The following is an 18466-nucleotide window of genomic DNA, read 5'->3' on the forward strand; positions in this document are numbered from 1 at the left end:
AATGATTAAAAAACTTTTAGTATTGTTAGTTCTATGTTTAATTAGTTGTTCGAAAAATCAAGAACCACTATTTAGCAACGAAGCCTTAAATCAATCGTTTTTTGTAATGATTGATGACTATATAGATGATAACCCCTTAATAGTCCCATCAATTAACGTCGTTAAAGATGGCCTTTCATATCCTTCTTATCACTTATATGTATCTGAGAAAATAAATGATACAATTATTTCTATAGTTTTATCACCTCACTTAAATGAGTTAGCATTAGATGAGGAAAAAATAGGTAAAGAAGATTTTATATACAAGTCTATAAAATCTAAAGGATATTATATGTATAAAGAAAAGTATCCATTGGTATTTTTTGATGAGGGTAATTTATTTAAAGAAATACTGAATGATAAATCTATTATATCAATTATCCCTGATAGCTTGAAAATGAATGAGATTAATCGACATATAAAGTTTGAAAGATGGGATTATAAATTCACTAATGATAACTTTATTAAGTTATCAAATCATGTGGATGCTAGAATTCATACTCACCCAAATAAGAATTAAGATTTTAATCTAATAAATTAAGGAGAGTGATGAATTTTTAAGTAAACATTTTCTAGTATATTTATTGATGCAAAAAAAAATAAATTGAAACGAACTTCTATACATAAAGTCGCTGCATATAATTTACAAGAAACACTTATTGTATTAGCGATTATTGGGATATTACTTTTGCTATCCATGCCTAGACTAATGCCTTTAATTTCCAAAGCCAAGAGTATAGAAGCGCAAGCTCAGTTAAAGCAAATCCATAATATGCAGACGTTGTATAGTTATTCGTATTCTAAATTTTCGGGCGATTTTAATGAAATTGATTTTGAAGCTCCAAAAACAGTAAAAGATGGCGGCACAGCAAATTATGAATATACCATCATCTCCGTTGATGGCGACGGCTTTAAGGCAAGAGCTACTGCGATTACAGATTTTGATAGAGATGGTATCTTTAATGTATGGGAAATTGATGAAAATGGAAACCCTAAACAAATCATTAAAGATTGATCATTTCCATGCTCATAAAAATAATTTTAATGACTAGTTTACTAGTCATTTTTTATCAAGATCAAAAAGAGCGTATGGTGTACTGGTGGATGTTTCTAATAGGAGCTATAGGATTCTCGGTACTACACATCGTTGAAGTCGGTTGGTTACAATTTGGTATTCATAGTGCTTTCAACATAGGGATGGTAGGATGTATGTTATTACTTTTAGTTGGGTATGTAAAACTACGCTTTCAAACCTTTGACTTACAAAGCGTATTTGGTCTTGGTGATATGCTGTTTTTAATTGCACTATCGCTAGGATTTACAACTGTATCTTTCATCACCTTGTTAGTATTTGGACTTTTATTTTCTTTGCTTCTACATTTCGTACTAAAAAAGATGAAATCTAAAGTCACCATTCAGAATTCTGAGTATACGCTACTTCGACAGGCTCAGTATGACATTTCGCGAACCAGCCTGCCGAGAAGGCAGGAGCCTACTCAAAACGAACTAAAGCATAGTAGAGATACCATACCCCTAGCAGGCTATTTAGCACTATTTTTTGCAGGTGTTTTGTTAGTGCATTGGTTAGGTTTTTATGATGAGTTATATCTAATGTAATGGGAGACACAAGAACGTATACCATCCCTGTTGCATTACAACAACGCATAAGTGCAGAACAAGCCTATCAATATCGTATTGTGCCTATTGAAGAGCAAGGTGCTACCGTTGTTTTTTATTCAGATACCGATACGCCCGAGACCTTAGCGCAAGAACTCTTCATCTTCTTAGGGTATGCAGTAGAGATAAAGCAGATAGATACAGAAAAACTCGATATCTATTTAAGCACTAATTTCAGAAAAGCCTTTGGTACAGAAAAACAGCTCCTCACCTACACCCAAGACTTTTTAGAAAAAATACTATTAACGGCTAAATCCATAGGGAGTAGTGATATTCATTTTGAACCCTTTGAAAATACCTGTCGTATTCGTTTTCGTTTAGATGGGAAATTAAAAGAGCAATACAGTATCCCAAAAGAAGAATATCCTGTGATCATCAATAAGATCAAGAATCAAGCAGGCTTAGATATTTCTCAAACTCGTTTACCACAAGATGGTCGAATTACTGTCAAAACACAAATAGACGAGTTTGATATTCGTGTCTCTACATTACCTACGATGGATGGGGAGAGTATTGTATTGCGTATTCTGAGCAAAGACACCTCAAACATACAACTGGATCAATTAGGGTTTACCGAAGAAGAACTCTTGATTTATAAAGAAGGCGTACGCAATCCTAATGGGATTGTATTAATATCTGGACCCACAGGATCAGGAAAAACCACCACACTCTATGCAACTCTTAAACTCTTAAATAAAATAGATACCAAAATCTTAACGATTGAAGATCCTATTGAATACACTCTAGAAGGGGTGATGCAAATGCAATTGAGGGAGGATTTAGGACTCGATTTTGAAACAGCACTCAAAACCTTTTTACGTCAAGACCCTGATATTATCATGGTAGGGGAAATACGCGATGTAAAAACCGCCAATATGGCAATCCGTGCTGCATTGACGGGGCATTTAGTGTTATCAACCATTCATACCAATTCTGCATGGGGAACGATTTCTCGACTTATTGATATGGGAGTGCCTGCTCATTTAATTGCAAGTACTTTAAACTTAAGCGTAGCCCAACGTTTAGTGCGTAAACTCTGTGTTCACTGTAAAAAGGAAGTTCATATAGAAAAAGACACCTTCCCAATACACTATAGTGTCCCTAAAGAGCTTAAAAAACATTACATTGCACAAGGCTGTTCTCATTGCTATCACACAGGATATTCGGGAAGAAAAGCCATTTATGAACTCCTTCCTGTAACCAAGGAGTTATCAGTTCATATCAAGAATAATGAAACCCAGATCGATGCGTATCTGGAAAAAAAACACATAAAAAAATTAAGCGATCAGGCGATACATTTAATTCAAACAGGAGAAACATCTGTAGATGATGTATTTGCATTATTAGCAAATCAATAATTCATGATAAAAAGGATAATATTTATATGGATGTGTGTCTTTATGACACAAAGCATCATAGCACAGGAGTATGATGAAGAGCGAATACGACAATTAGAAAATAAATTAACCGCTATTTCCACCGATGTCCCTGGTCTTTTAGAAAAAATAGACATCACCATACAACAAGCCAATTTGCCTACATTTCTTTTGGCGATATCAGAGGTGCATAAGATTAATATTGAGGTAAATCCTGAGTTAAGTGCTATACAAATTTTCAATAATTTTAAAGATGTATCCGTTTCTGATGTCCTCTTGTACGTTTGTAAAACGCATAACACAACCATTGATTTTACAGGAACTATTTTATACATAAAACCGTATCAAAAAGAAGTTGTCCCTGAAGAACACACCATTGATATTACCTATGATCCAAGTGATCAGAAACTCTCTGTCGATTTAAAAGATGATATTCTTTCGGAAGCTTTTAGATTGATTTCAGACCAAACAGGTAAAGGTATATTTTACACTCCAGGTTTGAGTACAAATAGAATTTCTGCCTTTATCAAAGAACTCCCTTTTGATATTGCTATGGAGAAAATAGCATTTTCAAATAATCTTTTAGTCTCTAAAACAAAAGAGGGTTCTTTTGAGTTTGAACCTGCCATTTCACAAAATGCTAATGCATTAGATAGACAAGCTGCGGTGGTACGACCTATTAGGTCAAGAAGCGCTAATTTCTTTTTTAAAGTATTAGATCAAGAATCAAAATTACTTGATGTTGATATTCAAAACGTAGCTATCTCAGATATTATCTATAGTATTGGAGATGAACTTCAACTAGATATTTTTACTGCTTCCCCTCTAGAAAGTGCTGGCTACGCTACAGTGACTGCAAAAAATATTTCATTTGATCAACTACTTACTAAGATTTTTGAGAATACTACTTTTGCAAGCCCTAATATCACAGCCAGTCAATCTTCTAGATTAGCAGCAGGTCAAGGTCAAGATATAACTCTAACAAATCCATCGAATCGTTTTACGTTTAAGAAGGAAGAGGACGTCTATTATTTTGGAACTTTTAAACAACTCACATTACGTTCAGCAGAAATAGTTCCTTTACGATATAGATCTATAGGGGTGTTAACAGATCCTGAACGATCAGGCAGAAGTGCAGGGAGATCTAATACAAGTTTTGGGTTTAATACTGGATTTGGGGCAAATAATAGCCTTGGAAATAACTCAAGGGATTTTAACCAAAATCAGACAAGCACGCAATCAACCCAAAGAAATGAAGACGATAAACGATCAGATATAAGCACGCTTATTCCTGATGATATAAAACAAGACCTAAATATCATTGCAGATAAAGAGCTCAATAGTTTTATCGTAAGTGGCGCTAGTTCTGATATTGAGCGTTTCAAACGCTTTGTCAAAGAGATTGATAAAAAAGTACCTATTGTGATTATCGAAGTGATGATCTTAGAAGTAAATAAAAACTCAACGCTAGATGCAGGGATTGAATGGGGTATTGCTTCAGAACCCACAACCACACAAGGGGGTATATTTCCAGAAACCAATATTTCATTGGGTGCTAATACAGTAAATCGAATTTTAGGACGGATCGACGGATCAAGTTTTTTTAATATTGGACAAGTGGGGCCTAATTTCTTTGCTAATATTAGAGCATCTGAGTCTAATGGAAATTTTGAGATAAAATCCTCTCCTCGTATTACGACCTTAAATGGGCATCGCGCCTATTTTTCAAATGGAAGAACCAGTTATTTTGAGGTCACTCAAAACCAATTTGTAGGCACTCAAAATCCAATATTGAGCGAAAGCACAAATTTCATTCCCATAGATGCCGAATTGTCGCTTGAAGTCCTTCCATTCGTATCTGCCGATGGAGAAGTAACTATGGATATTAAAGTCATACAATCCAGTTTCACTGGAGAACGTGTTACAGACACAGGACCACCAGAAATTAGTTCTCGCGAATTCACCTCCATTATCAAATCACGTAACAATGATATTGTGGTATTGGGAGGATTGGAAGAGAATCGTAAGAGCAATTCAGGATCAGGAGTACCGTTTTTGGCACGTGTCCCTATTATCAAATGGCTTTTTAGCAAACGGGTTCGTACCGCCTCAAAATCAAAACTCACTGTGTTAATAAAACCTACAGTTATTTACTAATGTTAGACACGCTTTCGCGAAATATCATCTACGGCAACACCTATTGTTCGCTCGAACATACAGGAACGGATACGCTGGCTACGATTACTGTTCTTGCCTGCAAACAGCATAAAGGAGAACTCACGCTAGTAGACAAAACGAAAGCTTCGACTATTAGTGACGTACGAGCCTCTTTTTCAAAACTAAGATATGCTCACTTGGTCATTAACAATAACCAAGTGCTTCAGAAAACAATCGAAAATGTAAACAGTCTTTCGGATCAAGTCTTACTGAATCAAACATTTTCAGATATTGACCTAGATGTTTTTTATTATGAAGTCATTCGTTCTAAAGAAAAAGCGTTTGTGTATATCTGTAGAAAATCCTACGTAGAGGAATTGATCAAGGAATACGAATCACAATCTATTTTTATCACCCATTGGAGTTTAGGACATACGCCTATAGTATCCTTACTTCCTTTTCTAAAAGATACATCTCATATTCAAACCCCTACCACTACCCTAGAGCTTAAAGAGGGAGAGATTACCTCTATAGATCACATGGCATCAGAAAGCTATTCAAATGAGACGTATGATGTAGCAGGATTGCAAATAGATGGAGAACATATAAACGGCTTAGGAAGTATTATAAAAACAATCGCAGGGATAGATGAAAAACACGTGTCAAATAATTTTGAGACCAAAGAAAAAGAACGACAATCCTATTTTAAACAACACAGATTATTTGCCATTGGATTACCCCTTGCCATAGCGGTCTTGTTTGTGATCTTTTTAGTCAACTTTTTATTCTATAGTCACTATTATGATGAAGTGGCTGTTTTACAAGAAATAGGCAGTACCAACACACTACAAAAAAAGCTATTGGTAAAAAAAGACTCCATTGTTAACCAAAAACAAAAACTGTTTGAAGATGTCATTGCATCGGCATCTTCTTCTGCTTCCTATTTTATAGATGAGGTTATCCAAGAAATGCCAGAGACCATTCTTTTAGAAGGGCTTCAATACCATCCTTTACAAAAGAAAATTCGCAAAAATAAAGTCGTTGAAGTCGAAGAAAATATGATTGTTATTACAGGAGAAACCTCGGAAAATTCTGATCTATCCTCTTGGATTTCATCACTGGAAAATCTAGAATTTACAGATAGCGTGTCTATTGACAACCTAGAAGAAAAAGGAAGAAACATACGTTTTAGCATCGCAATTTTAATCAAAGCATAGAATGACCATAAAACAAAAAAATACCACCTTAGTGATCAGCTTTTTTGGAATGCTACTCTTGGGGTATTTTTTGTCTATTTCTATGACGCTTTCGCTAAAAAATAATTACGATAACCTAAAAACGCAAGAACAGATCTATTCCAATATCCCGAAACGATTACAAGTATTGAGTCAAAAAGAGAAATACTATGATTCTCTTTTACAACATTATCAGATTACAGAAACGTCTTTGCAGAACAATCTGCTAAAGACCATAGACCGATATACCATCAATCATAACATTAAAATCATTTCCTTTGATGAGCCTCACAGTGTTATTCAAAAAGGGAAGAAAACCAATTCCTATGCCTTTAGAGTTTCAGGAGATTTTAATTCAATTTTAGGATTAGCATATCAATTAGAACAACGCAGTAAATTTGGGATGATCGCATCCTTACAATTTGAAAAACTTAAAAACTATCGTACAGGACGAACATCCTTAGAAGGAGCGTTTGTATTGCAATTAGTTCAATAACGTATACTTGCCATGAAGAATATAAAACAGTATTTACATAGAATAAATCCAAGGATTGTATGCATAGCGTGTACACTTCTTTTTATAGGATGTAGTGCTACAAAACAGTTCCAACTGACCAAGGAAAATACCAATGCGATAGCATTAGGCGCTATTGTAAAAAAAGAAGGCACCTTAAAAAATAATATAGAAGTAAAAGGGATGCCTTTACTGGATCAAAAGCTCCGTGTCAACATTCTTGAAAAAGAATTTACAAAAGCATCTTTTACTCAATACTCAGCGGTATTTAATCCCAAAAAGCCTAAATTCTCTTACAACGATACGATTGCCAAAAAGCCTATCTATCTTGAAGTAGAATTAATAGATGATATCGGATATGCACAAGCTATTAATGAAGATAGTACCACTAGAGAATACATTAGAAACTCTAAAAAAGCGGGGGTTATCAGTAAGATTGCTGTAGTGCCAGAAAAAGTGATTGATATGACTAAAATGACCACTGCCTTTTTAGAGCCGATAGGAAATCAGACGTATGCGCTAACGCTCTATAACGAGAAGGAACTTTTAACGACGATTCCTTTTTCTGAGATGGTGGTCTTTGACTATCAAACCTCATTTTTCTGCTATGGTAAAAATCAGCGGAATCAAGTAGTCGTCATGGATATCACCGAGGAGGGGAAAGCCTGCAAACGACCTTTAGAGCGAAAAGCACAAAAGCTCCTAAAGATTAAAAAACTAGTAGATTATTAAAATAGATGTTATGAAAAAATTCATCATACTCATTTTCGCCATGGCACTTATTTATAGCTGTGAAGAGATTATAAGTGTACCCGATATATCAGAAGATTTTATTGTATTAATCGCACCCGCAGATGGTACGGTCTTGGAGGATATAGACGTTACATTTTCTTGGGAAGAAATAGAATTTGCAGAAGAGTATCAAATTCAGGTGGCACAGCCTAATTTTACAAATGCCAATCAAGTGGTGCTCGATACGATTTTAGGCGACTCTGTGCAGAGTTTTAGAAGCTTTAGCACCACATTAGCTCCCAATATGTATCAATGGCGTGTAAGAGGTTTTAATGATAATTTTCAAACGGACTACACCACACAAAGTTTCAAGATAGATACGCTGCAAACCGATGTAGATATATCAGATCAATTAGTAACGGCCATAGCACCTGTTGATAATGCTGAGATCACCGCAGGAAATATTAACTTTAATTGGGAAGCTGTGGCAAATGCAACCATGTATCAACTGCAAATTGCCTATCCAAATTTTCAGTCGCCTATTCAGATCGTAAGAGATACTTTGATTACAACACCTTTATACACCACTACCCTAGAAAGTAATGACTATCAGTGGCGCGTGAAAGCGATGAATATTTCTTATGAAACAGCTTATACCACACAAAGCCTCTCTGTTATAGACGATATGGTAAATTTATCAGATCAGATAGTCGAAATCATAGCTCCAGAAGATGGTTTTGAAACCTCAGAAACGATGGTGAATTTATCATGGCAAGCAATAGAACAAGCCACACTCTACAGAATCATCATTACCGATCTATCAGATAATAGTATTTTCTTAGAGCAAACGGTAACCACGACAGATATTACCATTGAGTTTGTTTCAGGAATGTACTCTTGGGCGGTACGTGCAGAAAACGATACGCAAAACACACCCTATACAGAACAAACCATTACCATTCTATAATCCATGAATAAGAAGAAACGAACCCGATACTTATTACTAGCAGTTATATTAATATACGGCGCTGTAGTTGTTCGTTTTTTTATGCTTAGTGACGATGGTGTAGATGCTATGATAACTTCAGAACCCATCACTTCTTTTAAACCTGCTAGCTATACCGTGAAAGAAAGTTTTACCATTGATAATAACTATAGAGATCCTTTTTTAGGAACGATAGTCAACAGGAATCAAACTCGCAAAAAAAATATATCAAGGCAAAATGCATCCAATCAAGAAGATGCTTATTTTCCAGCAATTAAATATTTAGGACTTATTTCTGACACAGGTTCTGGTAAAAAAGTACTCTCTTTGGAAATCAATACAAAAGAATATATTGCCAAAGAAGGAAGTGTGATTGATAGCGTTCAGATTATTTCAGGAAATCTAAAAAACATTTCCGTTTCTTACAAAGGAAAACGTAAAAATATCAATATTTCAGGTTGATGTTAGCAGTAGGTACAAAAATAAAAGCGGGAGCCTTGCAATTTGCTATTCTGATAAGCGTAGTGATTGCTGTAATCCTTAGTGCTTTTATTCTTATTAGTTATTCCCATTTACAATTTGCAAAACAACTAGAGCGCTCTACCAACACCATAAAACTGAGTCACGATGGCATTGGTTATGCTAAACAAAAATCAATTCCTTATGGGGATAGTATTAGCATCAACCTAGAGGAGGGAATTCAAGAAGAAGTCATCATTTTCAAAACACATTGGGGCATCTTTGATAAGATGGTTTCCATAGGAAAAAGCAGAAACTTTAAAACCCAAAAAATAGCCCTATTAGGAGGGCAAACCCCCGAAAAAGAACGACCTGCTATCTTTTTAGAAGATAGTAACTCCCCTTTGGTTGTTGTTGGGGAAACGAGTATTTATGGCGATGTATCACTACCAAGACAAGGCATCAAGCCAGGAAACATTGCAGGGAATTATTATCAAGGCAAAACGCTCGTGAATGGAAATATCAATCAAAACAATTCTGCAAAGCCCCAGATATCAAATGAGAAAAAAGAGTATATAAAAACCTTACTCTTTGGTAATCTGCCACAAGAAGATTCTTTGTTCATTCGTTCGCTTGCTTCAGAGATTTCTTCTACGTTTGAGACAGCTCCTAAGTGGATCTATAGTCCAGATGTCATACAGATCGATGATCAATCGATCTCTCAAAATATCATTATAAAATCAGATACACTTATTCGTGTGTCCGCTTTCGCGAAAGCGGAAAATATCATACTCATAGCACCACATATTGAAATAGCTGATAACGCGATAGGGGCTTTCCAAGCATTTGCTTCTAAAAGTATTACTGTTGGAAAGAATGCACGGCTGACCTATCCCTCTGCACTAGTTTTTCAGGAAAAAGAAAACCAAGTACAGACCTCCAATGGAGAACTACGAAGAGGTATTACTTTGGAAGAAGGGAGTATCGTTTCAGGGAGCGTGATACATCTAGAAAGTCCTAGTGATAATTATCAAAAAGCGCTGGTCACGATTAAAGAAAATGCTATCGTACAAGGCGAGGTCTATAGCGATCATATTGTACAACTAGAAGGAAATGTAAAAGGCTCAATATATACGCGTCAGTTTGCTATAGAAACCAGAGGCTCGGTATATAAAAACCATCTTTTTGATGCGATCATAGATACGAGAAATTTTCCAGTAGCCTTTTGTGGTATAGAAACCACCCAAACTCAAACGAATCTTGTGCAATGGGTGTATTAAAAAAGAAAATATCCGCATCGACTCTCATGGAAACCTTGGTGGCTACGAGCATCATTCTTATTGTGTTTGTCGTGGCTTCTTTAATTTTAATGAATACCTTCAAGTCCGTTGTACAAAGGGATACCTTCTCCGTACAAAACAGATTGGAAGTCTTGCAATACCTCAACACACATGAAAAAATCACACTCCCTTATGATGAAACCTTTGAAGCGTATGAAATAACGATAGAAAGCGTAGAAGAAGAGGACATACAGTACACGATCTACAAAGCAAAAAAAGCAGGTCAAAAAACACCTTTAATTTTGCGAGAAATCCAATGACACAAAAACACAAAATACCCGCTTTTACCTTAAGTGAAATCTTAGTGGTTTTGGCTATTACTAGTATTGTCATTGCCATTGCATTTACAGTGTTACGTCTCGTAACCAAACAATTTACAACCATGCGCGCACGCTACGAAGAGCATACGGAAGTAACAAAGTTTAAACAGCGCTTACTTTTTGATTTTGAAAAAGGATCTACTGCGCTTTGGAATGAAAAACAACAACAGTTAGCTATTACCGTTCAAGACGAAACTATTCAATATGAAATAGCACCAGATTATGTTCTACGAGATCGTGATACGATTCCTTTTACAGTTCAAAATACACGCTTTTATTACCAAGGAGATGAAATAGAAGAAGGAGTTACCGATGGGCTTGAACTAACTCTGATGATCTCAAATCGTCCTGTTGTCTTTTTTGTGTCTAGGAAAGTAGATGCCCAACAAACAATCAAGGAGGTATGGGACTAAAGATAAACGATCTTAAAAAAGGAAAAGAGCGCAAAGAAGAACCATCTTCTCTGGAGAGTATTCTAAAAAAGGAAATAACTCTTTTTGGAAGTTCTTTTGGGTCTAAAAAGAAAGAACAGTTTTATACCGAATTAAGTGTATTACTCACCTCAGGTATTCGTTTGAAAGATGCTTTATTTCTTATCGCGGAATCCCAGAAAAAGAAAGAAGATATTGAGTTGTTTCAAAAAATTGGAGATCGTATTGTAGCGGGGGATGATTTTTCTAAAATCTTGAAAGAACATAAACACTTTACTACCTATGAAGAGCATTCTGTAAGAATAGGAGAAGAAAGTGGGGCATTAGAAAGAGTCACAAAATCATTAGCCGAATTTTACAGACGTAAAAATGAGCAGCGACGTAATATTGTAAACGCACTAACCTACCCCGTGATCTTATTAATTACAGCACTCTTAGCCGTTACCTTTATGCTCAGATTTGTGGTGCCGATGTTTCAAGATATGTTTAGACAAAACGATATAGAGCTGCCTGTCATTACACAATCTGTGATTGGGGTGTCTAATTGGTTAGGAACCTATGGTTGGCTAGTTTTTGCCTCCTTACTCCTATTTATCATTTTTCAGAAACAACTCAATAAAAGAAAATGGTACAGGGCTAGAAAAGATGCTTTTTTAGTAAAGCTTCCACTGATAGGTTCTTTTATAAAAGTATCGAATATAGCTCGTTTTACACAGGCGGTTTCTCTGCTAGTAAGTACTAAAGTATCGATTGTTCAAAGTATTCATCTAGCGAAAGAAATGATTGACTTTTACCCACTAGAAAACGTATTAGAAAAAGTAGAAGCGGATATTCAAAAAGGAAAAAGCCTGAGCGAAAGTTTAAAGGAGCATTCTTTTTTTGATCGTAAGATGATTGCCCTTGTTCGCGTTGCAGAAGAAACTAATAAAACAGAATATGTCTTTGAAAGACTGAGTGAACAATATAATCAAGAGGTTTTACAAAAATCAAAAACGTTTTCTACCATTTTAGAACCTTTCATTATTCTGGTTGTAGGAATTATGATAGGTATTATTTTAATCGCGATGTACTTGCCTATGTTTGAAATTGGGAGTGTATTAAAATAGCAAAAAAGGGTCAATCACAGCGTATGTGACTAACCCTTAATTAAAAATAGCTAGTTAGTTCTTCAGAAACCTTCATGATTGAAAAGAACTACTATTATGAAAGAAAGTACAATAGTAACCTTAAAAGTTAGGTCTAACAAAATTGTAGGTTTTAGTATTCAGTAGTTTCAGCTTCTTTTTTAAAAATGTAATATATCTAACGTAAGATTTTAAATTTTGATAAATAGATTGAAAAAGGTATTTTGCTGTGAGATGCTATCCCTACGATCATTTTACAATAATGTGTCCCATATATGGGATTCGCCACAAAATGAAATAGTTGTAAATAGTCTTTAAAAACTAGAATTTAAATTAGAAGCTAAGTTATTTTATTAGCTTTACTTTTAACGTTTTTAAAACTTGATTGATTTTAGAAGCATACTTTACAGCTGTTTTTCTTGTTATGAGTTAATCTTAGTTGTTTTTGATCTTTAAAATTGTGAGTATATCTGGAAATATCAATAGATAATCCACTAAAAGTTTCTTCAGGTGTATTTCCACCAAGGATCATTTGTGGACGTATCATATTATATATGGGGATCGTATCTGCCATTACACTTATAAGCTGATTCTCATTATTAATTTCTTTGTGATACATAAATTGGTGTTTAATGACTTTGTTCAGAGCTTCCACCATAGAATTTGAGAAGACCACATCTTTTTGAGCAATAATATGTTGGATTGGGATATCAGAAGAGTTAATAAATTCAGAAAAAATACTATTCACATTCTCACTTCCACCATCGGTAAGAAACTGAAATGTTGAGGGTTGGCGTTCTAAACACGCTTTTTGGATTAAAGATTTGATAGCAATTGCAGATGAGCCTTTCTCTATTTGATACCCAAGAATCATTTTTGAGTAATGGTCGATGAGAAAATGGATAGGGTAAAAAGCAGGTTCTGTCGCATTATTTCGACGACTATATAATTTTGAAAAGAAACATAAAGATTAAGCAGCCAGTGAACAAAACGTTTTAAATGTTGAAGTTTTAGGAATCAATATTTGCCCTTTTCTAATAATGTACAATTTCTATTCCTGCTAGTGTTCTTTGTGCTGATTCGAATTCTTTAAATCCTGTGGTAATAGTAATTCTCCTTTTTATACTTCAATGATCTTATTCTACGACGTTGTTTAGATACTTGACTCGCCGAATCTTTATCTTTTTTGAAGTCAGATTCCTTTTGTTCCAAGTTCGTATCCCAGCCGTATTTGCTCCACTCTTATAAATATTAATAATACGAGGTTTTCCGTTGTTGCCTATAGCTTTATTCAAGAACTTTTGGGAAGAACCCTTCATTCTTCGTTTGGTCAGTAAGAAATCTATCGTATTTCCTTGCTTATCCACCGCTCGGTATAAATACCTATCCTTACCTGCTACCTTGATATACGTTTCATCAAGTCTCCAACTATCGATGACTAACTTCTTACGAATGTTCATATTTTTCTCTATGCCTTTAGAAAACTTAAACACCCAACGCTGGATTTTGGAATGATCAACTTTGACACCCCGAATAACCATCAATTCTTCAATATCACGGTAACTTAAACTAAATCGAAATTTGAAATATACCGCTTGTTGTATGATGATGTAAGGATATCGATGGTGTTTGTACATGGAACTACTTTAAAAACATCAAACTTAAGTATATTTGAAATAGTAGAATTAATGCGACAGAACCGCAATACGAGTAATATGTGTAAATAGCTTCCAATTTTAACTAGAAGACTTTCACCTGTTTTGATATGTATACAGTTTTATAAACACCTCCGTCATCTTCTTTTAAGTCCCTATTTAAGATAGACGAATAAAATTCCAATTTCCCATTTTTTAGGACTTTACGAATCATTCCGAAGCCCATTACTTTACTGAAAATAATGCTATTAACTAATTGGGCATTTACTTGTGTCCCCTTTATTGAGGTTTCAATTAAACCTTGCTTAAATTTTAAATAGTCATTGCAAAAACTCCAGTCTAACAATTTGTTAGGTAGGCCTTTATCCTCAATTTGTAATGTAGACAGATTAAGAGTGTCATAGATATTGAGTAATACCAATTCTTTCCAGTAATTAAACTTACTATTCCATACTAGCTTATTAATTAATTGGTTACTAAGGATCATAAGCTTTAATTTTTGAGAATCATCAATAGTAAATTCCAAAGATTTCAATGAAATTATAATTTGGCTCAAGCCTAAATCTATAAAATCAAACAACCAATTCTTAGATGTATAGTCTTGAATATATTTATTTAATATTATTGGATGTTTAAAAGTTATAGGCTCTGATGGATTATCAACTAATCTAAAGGCTTTATTACTGTTTTCTACGAATAGGATAAATGTGTTTAGTAGCGCGTGATCGACATAATAACTTACCTCATAATTTGATGAGTTAATTTGAGATTCCAATCGTTTCAATCCAAATTTACGTTCCAATTTGCGCAGTTCATCTAGCTGTTTATAGTGAACTTTAACTTGAGATAGTTCTTCAACATAGACTTCTTCCCAAAAATGCAACAGAATATGAAAGCCAACAAAGAGCGCATTAAGACTCTTTGTGTCCTGTGGTATTTGGTTGATAAATCTATTATTAATTAAAGTAGAAACCGCTTTAATTGTTTTCTCAATCTTACGAGCTATTCGTTGACCTTCCCTAGCATTGATAAATGATTGAGAATGTTTTAAACTTGTTTCTTCGTCCATACCATCATCGCCAGCTTCAGTAGCTAACTCTTCTGCATTATCAGAAAGTTCTTCTGGATTCTCTCTAATTTTTAAAACGTCTAAAAACTCTTCAACCATTGATGCTATGTTGTCGCTTGTAACGTTTTCTTTAAGAGTTAGGCCTGCATTTTTATTGTATTCATTTTCAGAAATCACTTCGCCTTCATCTTCGGCAACTTCATTGTTTGCCAATAAAGGAGCTTGTGATCCCCCACTATCTTTAAAAACTTGTTCTTGCTCTAAGAAATCTAATACCATTTCATAGTTTAAAGAATTGAATATGTCAAGATGTTCAAAGCTTTGGAGTTTAGCTAATCGTTCGTCAGGATTTGATTTTTTAAGTACGTTTACATTTTGAATCAATCCAAAGGTTGAGATACGTTCTTCTGTAGCTGAACTATATAAGGCAACTTTAAAAATACTTTCAGTTACCTTAAGTGGTGTCTGGATTTTTTTAGAGTTTACTGAAACATCTATATTTTCAAGTAAAGCATTATTACTATCAAACGTTTTTAATACACATTCACTGGTAAAGCTTTTGCCCAAGGAAATAGTAACGATGCTATCACTTAACTCTATGTGTTTAATTTTCAATAAGTCTATTGTGATTTCAACATTTTCTGACTCTGCATTTACAGTGTTTTTAATGTCAAGCGTTCCTTTTTTGGGTATTTGAATACCCAATTTTTTTATAAAGTCTTGGGCTTTTTTAGTTCGTATCGTAATAACAGCTTCATCATTTTTAAACGCTCTATTACTTATTCCGTAAGCCTCTAAAGTTGCATTTGCGCTTCCTAAGACGAACACTGTCTCATCATCGTATTCAATCTGAATAATCTTTGCGTGAAGTCTCTGTATGCTTTTAGAGTTCTCTGTATTGATGACATCTTTCCAGTCAGAGAATTGACATATACTTGACGCAAAATCTACAGGTAAAATACCATTAGTGGTATCAACAACGCAATGTATTTCTTTAGGTGCCAAATCATCAATGACCTTTTGTAAGAAAGCTCCAGACCTGTTGTAATAAGGCGCAATTATTTTGATGCTTTTTGGCTTTCGCGAAAGCGTACTTATGACCTCGCTATATAATGACTTTGTATTTTGAGTAAAAAACATTCTATACTCAAATTCCTTAATGGTTGCTATGCTATCTTGTTTGTCTTCCAAATCTGATATCCATTGCGAATGCTGCGCTATCCAATTAATTTTAGTAAGATTGATTCCTAAACTATGAGACGATAGCGACTGTATATATTGCCAAGCAGATTTAAAAATAGGTTGTGCACTTAATCTTTCTTTTACCATATAAAAAGAAGACCATATCTCATCATTATAAAGCAAGCCACTCGAAGTGATGTTACCACTGCCTATGGATAGATATCCTTTATCTTTCCCAGCTATAAAAAGCATTTTAGGATGAAATGCTCCTGATATAGTGACAGGTGTAATACTATAATTTGAATTGAACTTTTTTAGACTATCGCCTAAGTGTGACGCTAAATACTTTTCTAGCATTGAAGCATCAACAAATAAATTAATGTTAGTAATTCCTGCACCTCTTAACTTCGGTAATATGAGCTGTTCAAAAAAAGCAAGGTCAATACTGTAGCTTGTAATTACGCAGCTATGATACTTGTTCTTTCCCGTACCTATAAGCTCTAAAATGTTGGACCTTTCTATTTTCATTGAGCAAGCATTTTTAAATATTCTTGTCCTTTTTTAGTTAGCGCTGTAGAATCTGCATCGATAATGCTTAAATCACGCATAAAGTCAACGAGTGTATGTATTCTTGGCGAGGAGTAATCATACATAAAATGATCTACTAATCTTATCATACCATCCTCCCTATAAAATTTCGCACTATTCTGAGTAGCGTTTAATTTTCTAAGGGCAACAAAATGATGTCTGTTAATCACGTTGCGAGTAAGAAAATATCTTACAAACTCTTTGATAGTAATATCTTCCTTTAATTTAAAGTCTCCATAAGAAACAAGAAAACTACTGGCTGTATGGATTTTAAACCTATTTGAAATTTCTAATAGTTCAATTTTACTTGTCGCATTTTCAAGCATTAATTTCTGGATTGCGCAGAGAGAAAATGATATTTTAATATATGGATCGGTTTCTGTTTTTGAGAGATAGACTAACTCCTCAATAGAATGTTCCATAAAAGGAATTCCAAAAAAGAGATCTAATTCTACATTGACGCCTTCTGTCTTAAATAGGTCGATAACTTTTGACACAATATGATCAACTAATTCAATCTCATCTACCCAATTATTCTTAGACTGTTCATCTAAAATTATGAGGAAAGCATCTAAGCACCCAGTACTCGATACACTCCAAAACTGTTCAACAATAAAAAAGTACCAAAGCTTTTGGGATGTAGTATAACAATCATTCCAGCCATCACCATAAATAGAGAAAGGCACGCTCAATTGTTCATATCTTGCCTTACTATCATTAACATCAACATTAGATAGTAGAAGCTTAATGGTATCTTTTCTAAAATAGGTCTCTTCACTTTCTTTTGGACGGTCTACACCAGAAAACAACTGCCACAATAACTCTTGTTCTTTACTATCATTAGGTATTCTAAGCATATTAAATTCACTACTCAGCAACTCAAGGTCAGTCTTAGTAACAAAATTATTTTCAATAGCTTTCGAGAAAACGTTAGATGTATTTAAAATATTTAAACCAAAAGCATCGGCTAGTTGCTTACCAGAAATTTTTGTTTCGTGCTGAAAATCGGTTCGTACATACAAACCTTCTTTGTCACCTTGATCACCCAGAATGCCCATTTGCTTAATAGAACTGATATAATACTGGCCTAGCACTCCACGTGGATTTTTCCAATAAGAACCTTCACTTTTAGAGCCTTCTTGAGTGCCTTTTGTTAAATCAATTTGTTCATCACTCTGCTTATAAATTAATAAAGCTTTTGTGATTCCAGAAACACCACTTAGTTCTTTATGAGCAGCAACTAGTGATAATAAAAATTCGGCTCGTCTCAGATAATTATTTTGTTTACTTCTAGATGTGGTTCTTACCTGAGATGCATACCAATCAAAAAACCAACAGTAAAAAGAATAGTAGCGTATGCGCTGTGTAACGTTGTTTAATCCGGGCAGTAACAGATCAAAAATACGCTCACTTGTAAGGTTTAATCCTAATTGATCCAGACCTGATATAGGGTAATGTGGTTTACCTAAAAATGGGGCTTTTACTTGTGAATTTTCAAATTGTCGTATGCTCATAAATACCGAAAGAATTAAGAAGCATCAAACTAATACTATTTTTTAAATGGCTTAATGAAAACACTCTGT

The 18466-nt window shown here is 34.5% G+C and carries 18 protein-coding genes; 14 read left to right on the plus strand and 4 right to left on the minus strand.

Going from position 1 to position 18466, the window contains the following annotated elements:
* Nucleotide 1: 1 nt before the first annotated feature.
* From Q0505_RS13590 to Q0505_RS13655, 14 genes are all read left to right on the plus strand, one after another.
* Nucleotides 2-559: a hypothetical protein gene (locus Q0505_RS13590; protein WP_299213766.1), complete on the plus strand. Its 558-nt coding sequence runs from the start codon at nt 2-4 to the stop codon at nt 557-559.
* Nucleotides 560-643: 84 nt separating this feature from the next.
* Nucleotides 644-1054: a general secretion pathway protein GspG gene (locus tag Q0505_RS13595; RefSeq protein WP_299213768.1), complete on the plus strand. Its 411-nt coding sequence runs from the start codon at nt 644-646 to the stop codon at nt 1052-1054.
* Nucleotides 1055-1083: 29 nt separating this feature from the next.
* Entirely contained in the window at nt 1084-1656 is a 573-nt protein-coding gene (locus tag Q0505_RS13600; protein ID WP_299213770.1) for a hypothetical protein, read from the plus strand.
* On the plus strand, nt 1656-3074 hold the full coding sequence (locus Q0505_RS13605; protein ID WP_299213772.1) for a GspE/PulE family protein: 1419 nt from the start codon (nt 1656-1658) through the stop codon (nt 3072-3074). Before Q0505_RS13600 ends, Q0505_RS13605 begins: the two co-directional genes overlap by 1 nt.
* 3 nt (nt 3075-3077) lie before the next feature.
* Nucleotides 3078-5249 carry a general secretion pathway protein GspD gene (locus tag Q0505_RS13610; protein ID WP_299213774.1) on the plus strand — a complete coding sequence of 724 codons (2172 nt, stop codon included), beginning with the start codon at nt 3078-3080 and terminating at the stop codon, nt 5247-5249.
* Nucleotides 5249-6466, plus strand: coding sequence for a hypothetical protein (locus Q0505_RS13615; RefSeq protein WP_299213776.1), 1218 nt, complete (start codon nt 5249-5251; stop codon nt 6464-6466). Before Q0505_RS13610 ends, Q0505_RS13615 begins: the two co-directional genes overlap by 1 nt.
* A gap of 1 nt (nt 6467) precedes the next feature.
* Nucleotides 6468-6980: a hypothetical protein gene (locus Q0505_RS13620; protein WP_299213778.1), complete on the plus strand. Its 513-nt coding sequence runs from the start codon at nt 6468-6470 to the stop codon at nt 6978-6980.
* Nucleotides 6981-6992: 12 nt separating this feature from the next.
* Nucleotides 6993-7730, plus strand: a complete 738-nt coding sequence (locus tag Q0505_RS13625; protein ID WP_299213780.1) for a hypothetical protein — start codon at nt 6993-6995, stop codon at nt 7728-7730.
* A gap of 10 nt (nt 7731-7740) precedes the next feature.
* A complete protein-coding gene (locus tag Q0505_RS13630) occupies nt 7741-8697 on the plus strand; it encodes a hypothetical protein (RefSeq protein WP_299213782.1) in 957 nt (318 codons plus the stop codon).
* Nucleotides 8698-8700: 3 nt separating this feature from the next.
* A complete protein-coding gene (locus Q0505_RS13635) occupies nt 8701-9177 on the plus strand; it encodes a hypothetical protein (RefSeq protein WP_299213784.1) in 477 nt (158 codons plus the stop codon).
* A complete protein-coding gene (locus tag Q0505_RS13640) occupies nt 9177-10454 on the plus strand; it encodes a hypothetical protein (protein WP_299213786.1) in 1278 nt (425 codons plus the stop codon). The genes Q0505_RS13635 and Q0505_RS13640 overlap by 1 nt, the downstream gene beginning before the upstream one ends.
* Before the next feature lie 26 nt (nt 10455-10480).
* On the plus strand, nt 10481-10774 hold the full coding sequence (locus tag Q0505_RS13645) for a hypothetical protein (protein WP_299213788.1): 294 nt from the start codon (nt 10481-10483) through the stop codon (nt 10772-10774).
* A complete protein-coding gene (locus tag Q0505_RS13650; protein WP_299213789.1) occupies nt 10771-11247 on the plus strand; it encodes a prepilin-type N-terminal cleavage/methylation domain-containing protein in 477 nt (158 codons plus the stop codon). Before Q0505_RS13645 ends, Q0505_RS13650 begins: the two co-directional genes overlap by 4 nt.
* Nucleotides 11238-12371 carry a type II secretion system F family protein gene (locus tag Q0505_RS13655; RefSeq protein WP_299213790.1) on the plus strand — a complete coding sequence of 378 codons (1134 nt, stop codon included), beginning with the start codon at nt 11238-11240 and terminating at the stop codon, nt 12369-12371. The genes Q0505_RS13650 and Q0505_RS13655 overlap by 10 nt, the downstream gene beginning before the upstream one ends.
* A gap of 409 nt (nt 12372-12780) precedes the next feature.
* Here Q0505_RS13655 and Q0505_RS13660 read toward each other — a convergent pair whose 3' ends face one another.
* The 4 genes from Q0505_RS13660 to Q0505_RS13675 form a co-directional block, all read right to left on the minus strand.
* Nucleotides 12781-13263, minus strand: coding sequence for a hypothetical protein (locus Q0505_RS13660; RefSeq protein ID WP_299213792.1), 483 nt, complete (start codon nt 13261-13263; stop codon nt 12781-12783).
* A 262-nt stretch (nt 13264-13525) separates the two neighbouring features.
* Nucleotides 13526-14026 (minus strand): IS6 family transposase, encoded by a 501-nt coding sequence (locus Q0505_RS13665; protein WP_299213794.1) that lies wholly within the window; start codon nt 14024-14026, stop codon nt 13526-13528.
* Nucleotides 14027-14129: 103 nt separating this feature from the next.
* The gene (locus Q0505_RS13670) at nt 14130-16823 is read right to left on the minus strand and encodes a hypothetical protein (RefSeq protein ID WP_299213796.1); all 2694 of its coding nucleotides are present in this window, start codon (nt 16821-16823) and stop codon (nt 14130-14132) included.
* On the minus strand, nt 16820-18397 hold the full coding sequence (locus Q0505_RS13675; protein ID WP_299213799.1) for a hypothetical protein: 1578 nt from the start codon (nt 18395-18397) through the stop codon (nt 16820-16822). Before Q0505_RS13675 ends, Q0505_RS13670 begins: the two co-directional genes overlap by 4 nt.
* Nucleotides 18398-18466 lie beyond the last annotated feature (69 nt).

Origin of the sequence: uncultured Dokdonia sp. (assembly GCF_937910895.1) — a bacterium.
GTDB lineage: Bacteria > Bacteroidota > Bacteroidia > Flavobacteriales > Flavobacteriaceae > Dokdonia.

Bases quoted from the DNA above. Each gene is read 5' to 3' on its own strand.
- Q0505_RS13625 (WP_299213780.1), top strand. From the start codon at position 6,993: ATGAAGAATATAAAACAGTATTTACATAGAATAAATCCAAGGATTGTA.
- Q0505_RS13640 (WP_299213786.1), top strand. From the start codon at position 9,177: ATGTTAGCAGTAGGTACAAAAATAAAAGCGGGAGCCTTGCAATTTGCT.
- Q0505_RS13635 (WP_299213784.1), top strand. From the start codon at position 8,701: ATGAATAAGAAGAAACGAACCCGATACTTATTACTAGCAGTTATATTA.
- Q0505_RS13600 (WP_299213770.1), top strand. From the start codon at position 1,084: ATGACTAGTTTACTAGTCATTTTTTATCAAGATCAAAAAGAGCGTATG.
- Q0505_RS13650 (WP_299213789.1), top strand. From the start codon at position 10,771: ATGACACAAAAACACAAAATACCCGCTTTTACCTTAAGTGAAATCTTA.
- Q0505_RS13620 (WP_299213778.1), top strand. From the start codon at position 6,468: ATGACCATAAAACAAAAAAATACCACCTTAGTGATCAGCTTTTTTGGA.
- Q0505_RS13645 (WP_299213788.1), top strand. From the start codon at position 10,481: ATGGAAACCTTGGTGGCTACGAGCATCATTCTTATTGTGTTTGTCGTG.
- Q0505_RS13605 (WP_299213772.1), top strand. From the start codon at position 1,656: ATGGGAGACACAAGAACGTATACCATCCCTGTTGCATTACAACAACGC.
- Q0505_RS13590 (WP_299213766.1), top strand. From the start codon at position 2: ATGATTAAAAAACTTTTAGTATTGTTAGTTCTATGTTTAATTAGTTGT.
- Q0505_RS13630 (WP_299213782.1), top strand. From the start codon at position 7,741: ATGAAAAAATTCATCATACTCATTTTCGCCATGGCACTTATTTATAGC.
- Q0505_RS13615 (WP_299213776.1), top strand. From the start codon at position 5,249: ATGTTAGACACGCTTTCGCGAAATATCATCTACGGCAACACCTATTGT.
- Q0505_RS13655 (WP_299213790.1), top strand. From the start codon at position 11,238: ATGGGACTAAAGATAAACGATCTTAAAAAAGGAAAAGAGCGCAAAGAA.
- Q0505_RS13610 (WP_299213774.1), top strand. From the start codon at position 3,078: ATGATAAAAAGGATAATATTTATATGGATGTGTGTCTTTATGACACAA.
- Q0505_RS13665 (WP_299213794.1), bottom strand. From the start codon at position 14,026: ATGTACAAACACCATCGATATCCTTACATCATCATACAACAAGCGGTA.
- Q0505_RS13675 (WP_299213799.1), bottom strand. From the start codon at position 18,397: ATGAGCATACGACAATTTGAAAATTCACAAGTAAAAGCCCCATTTTTA.
- Q0505_RS13670 (WP_299213796.1), bottom strand. From the start codon at position 16,823: ATGAAAATAGAAAGGTCCAACATTTTAGAGCTTATAGGTACGGGAAAG.
- Q0505_RS13660 (WP_299213792.1), bottom strand. From the start codon at position 13,263: ATGATTCTTGGGTATCAAATAGAGAAAGGCTCATCTGCAATTGCTATC.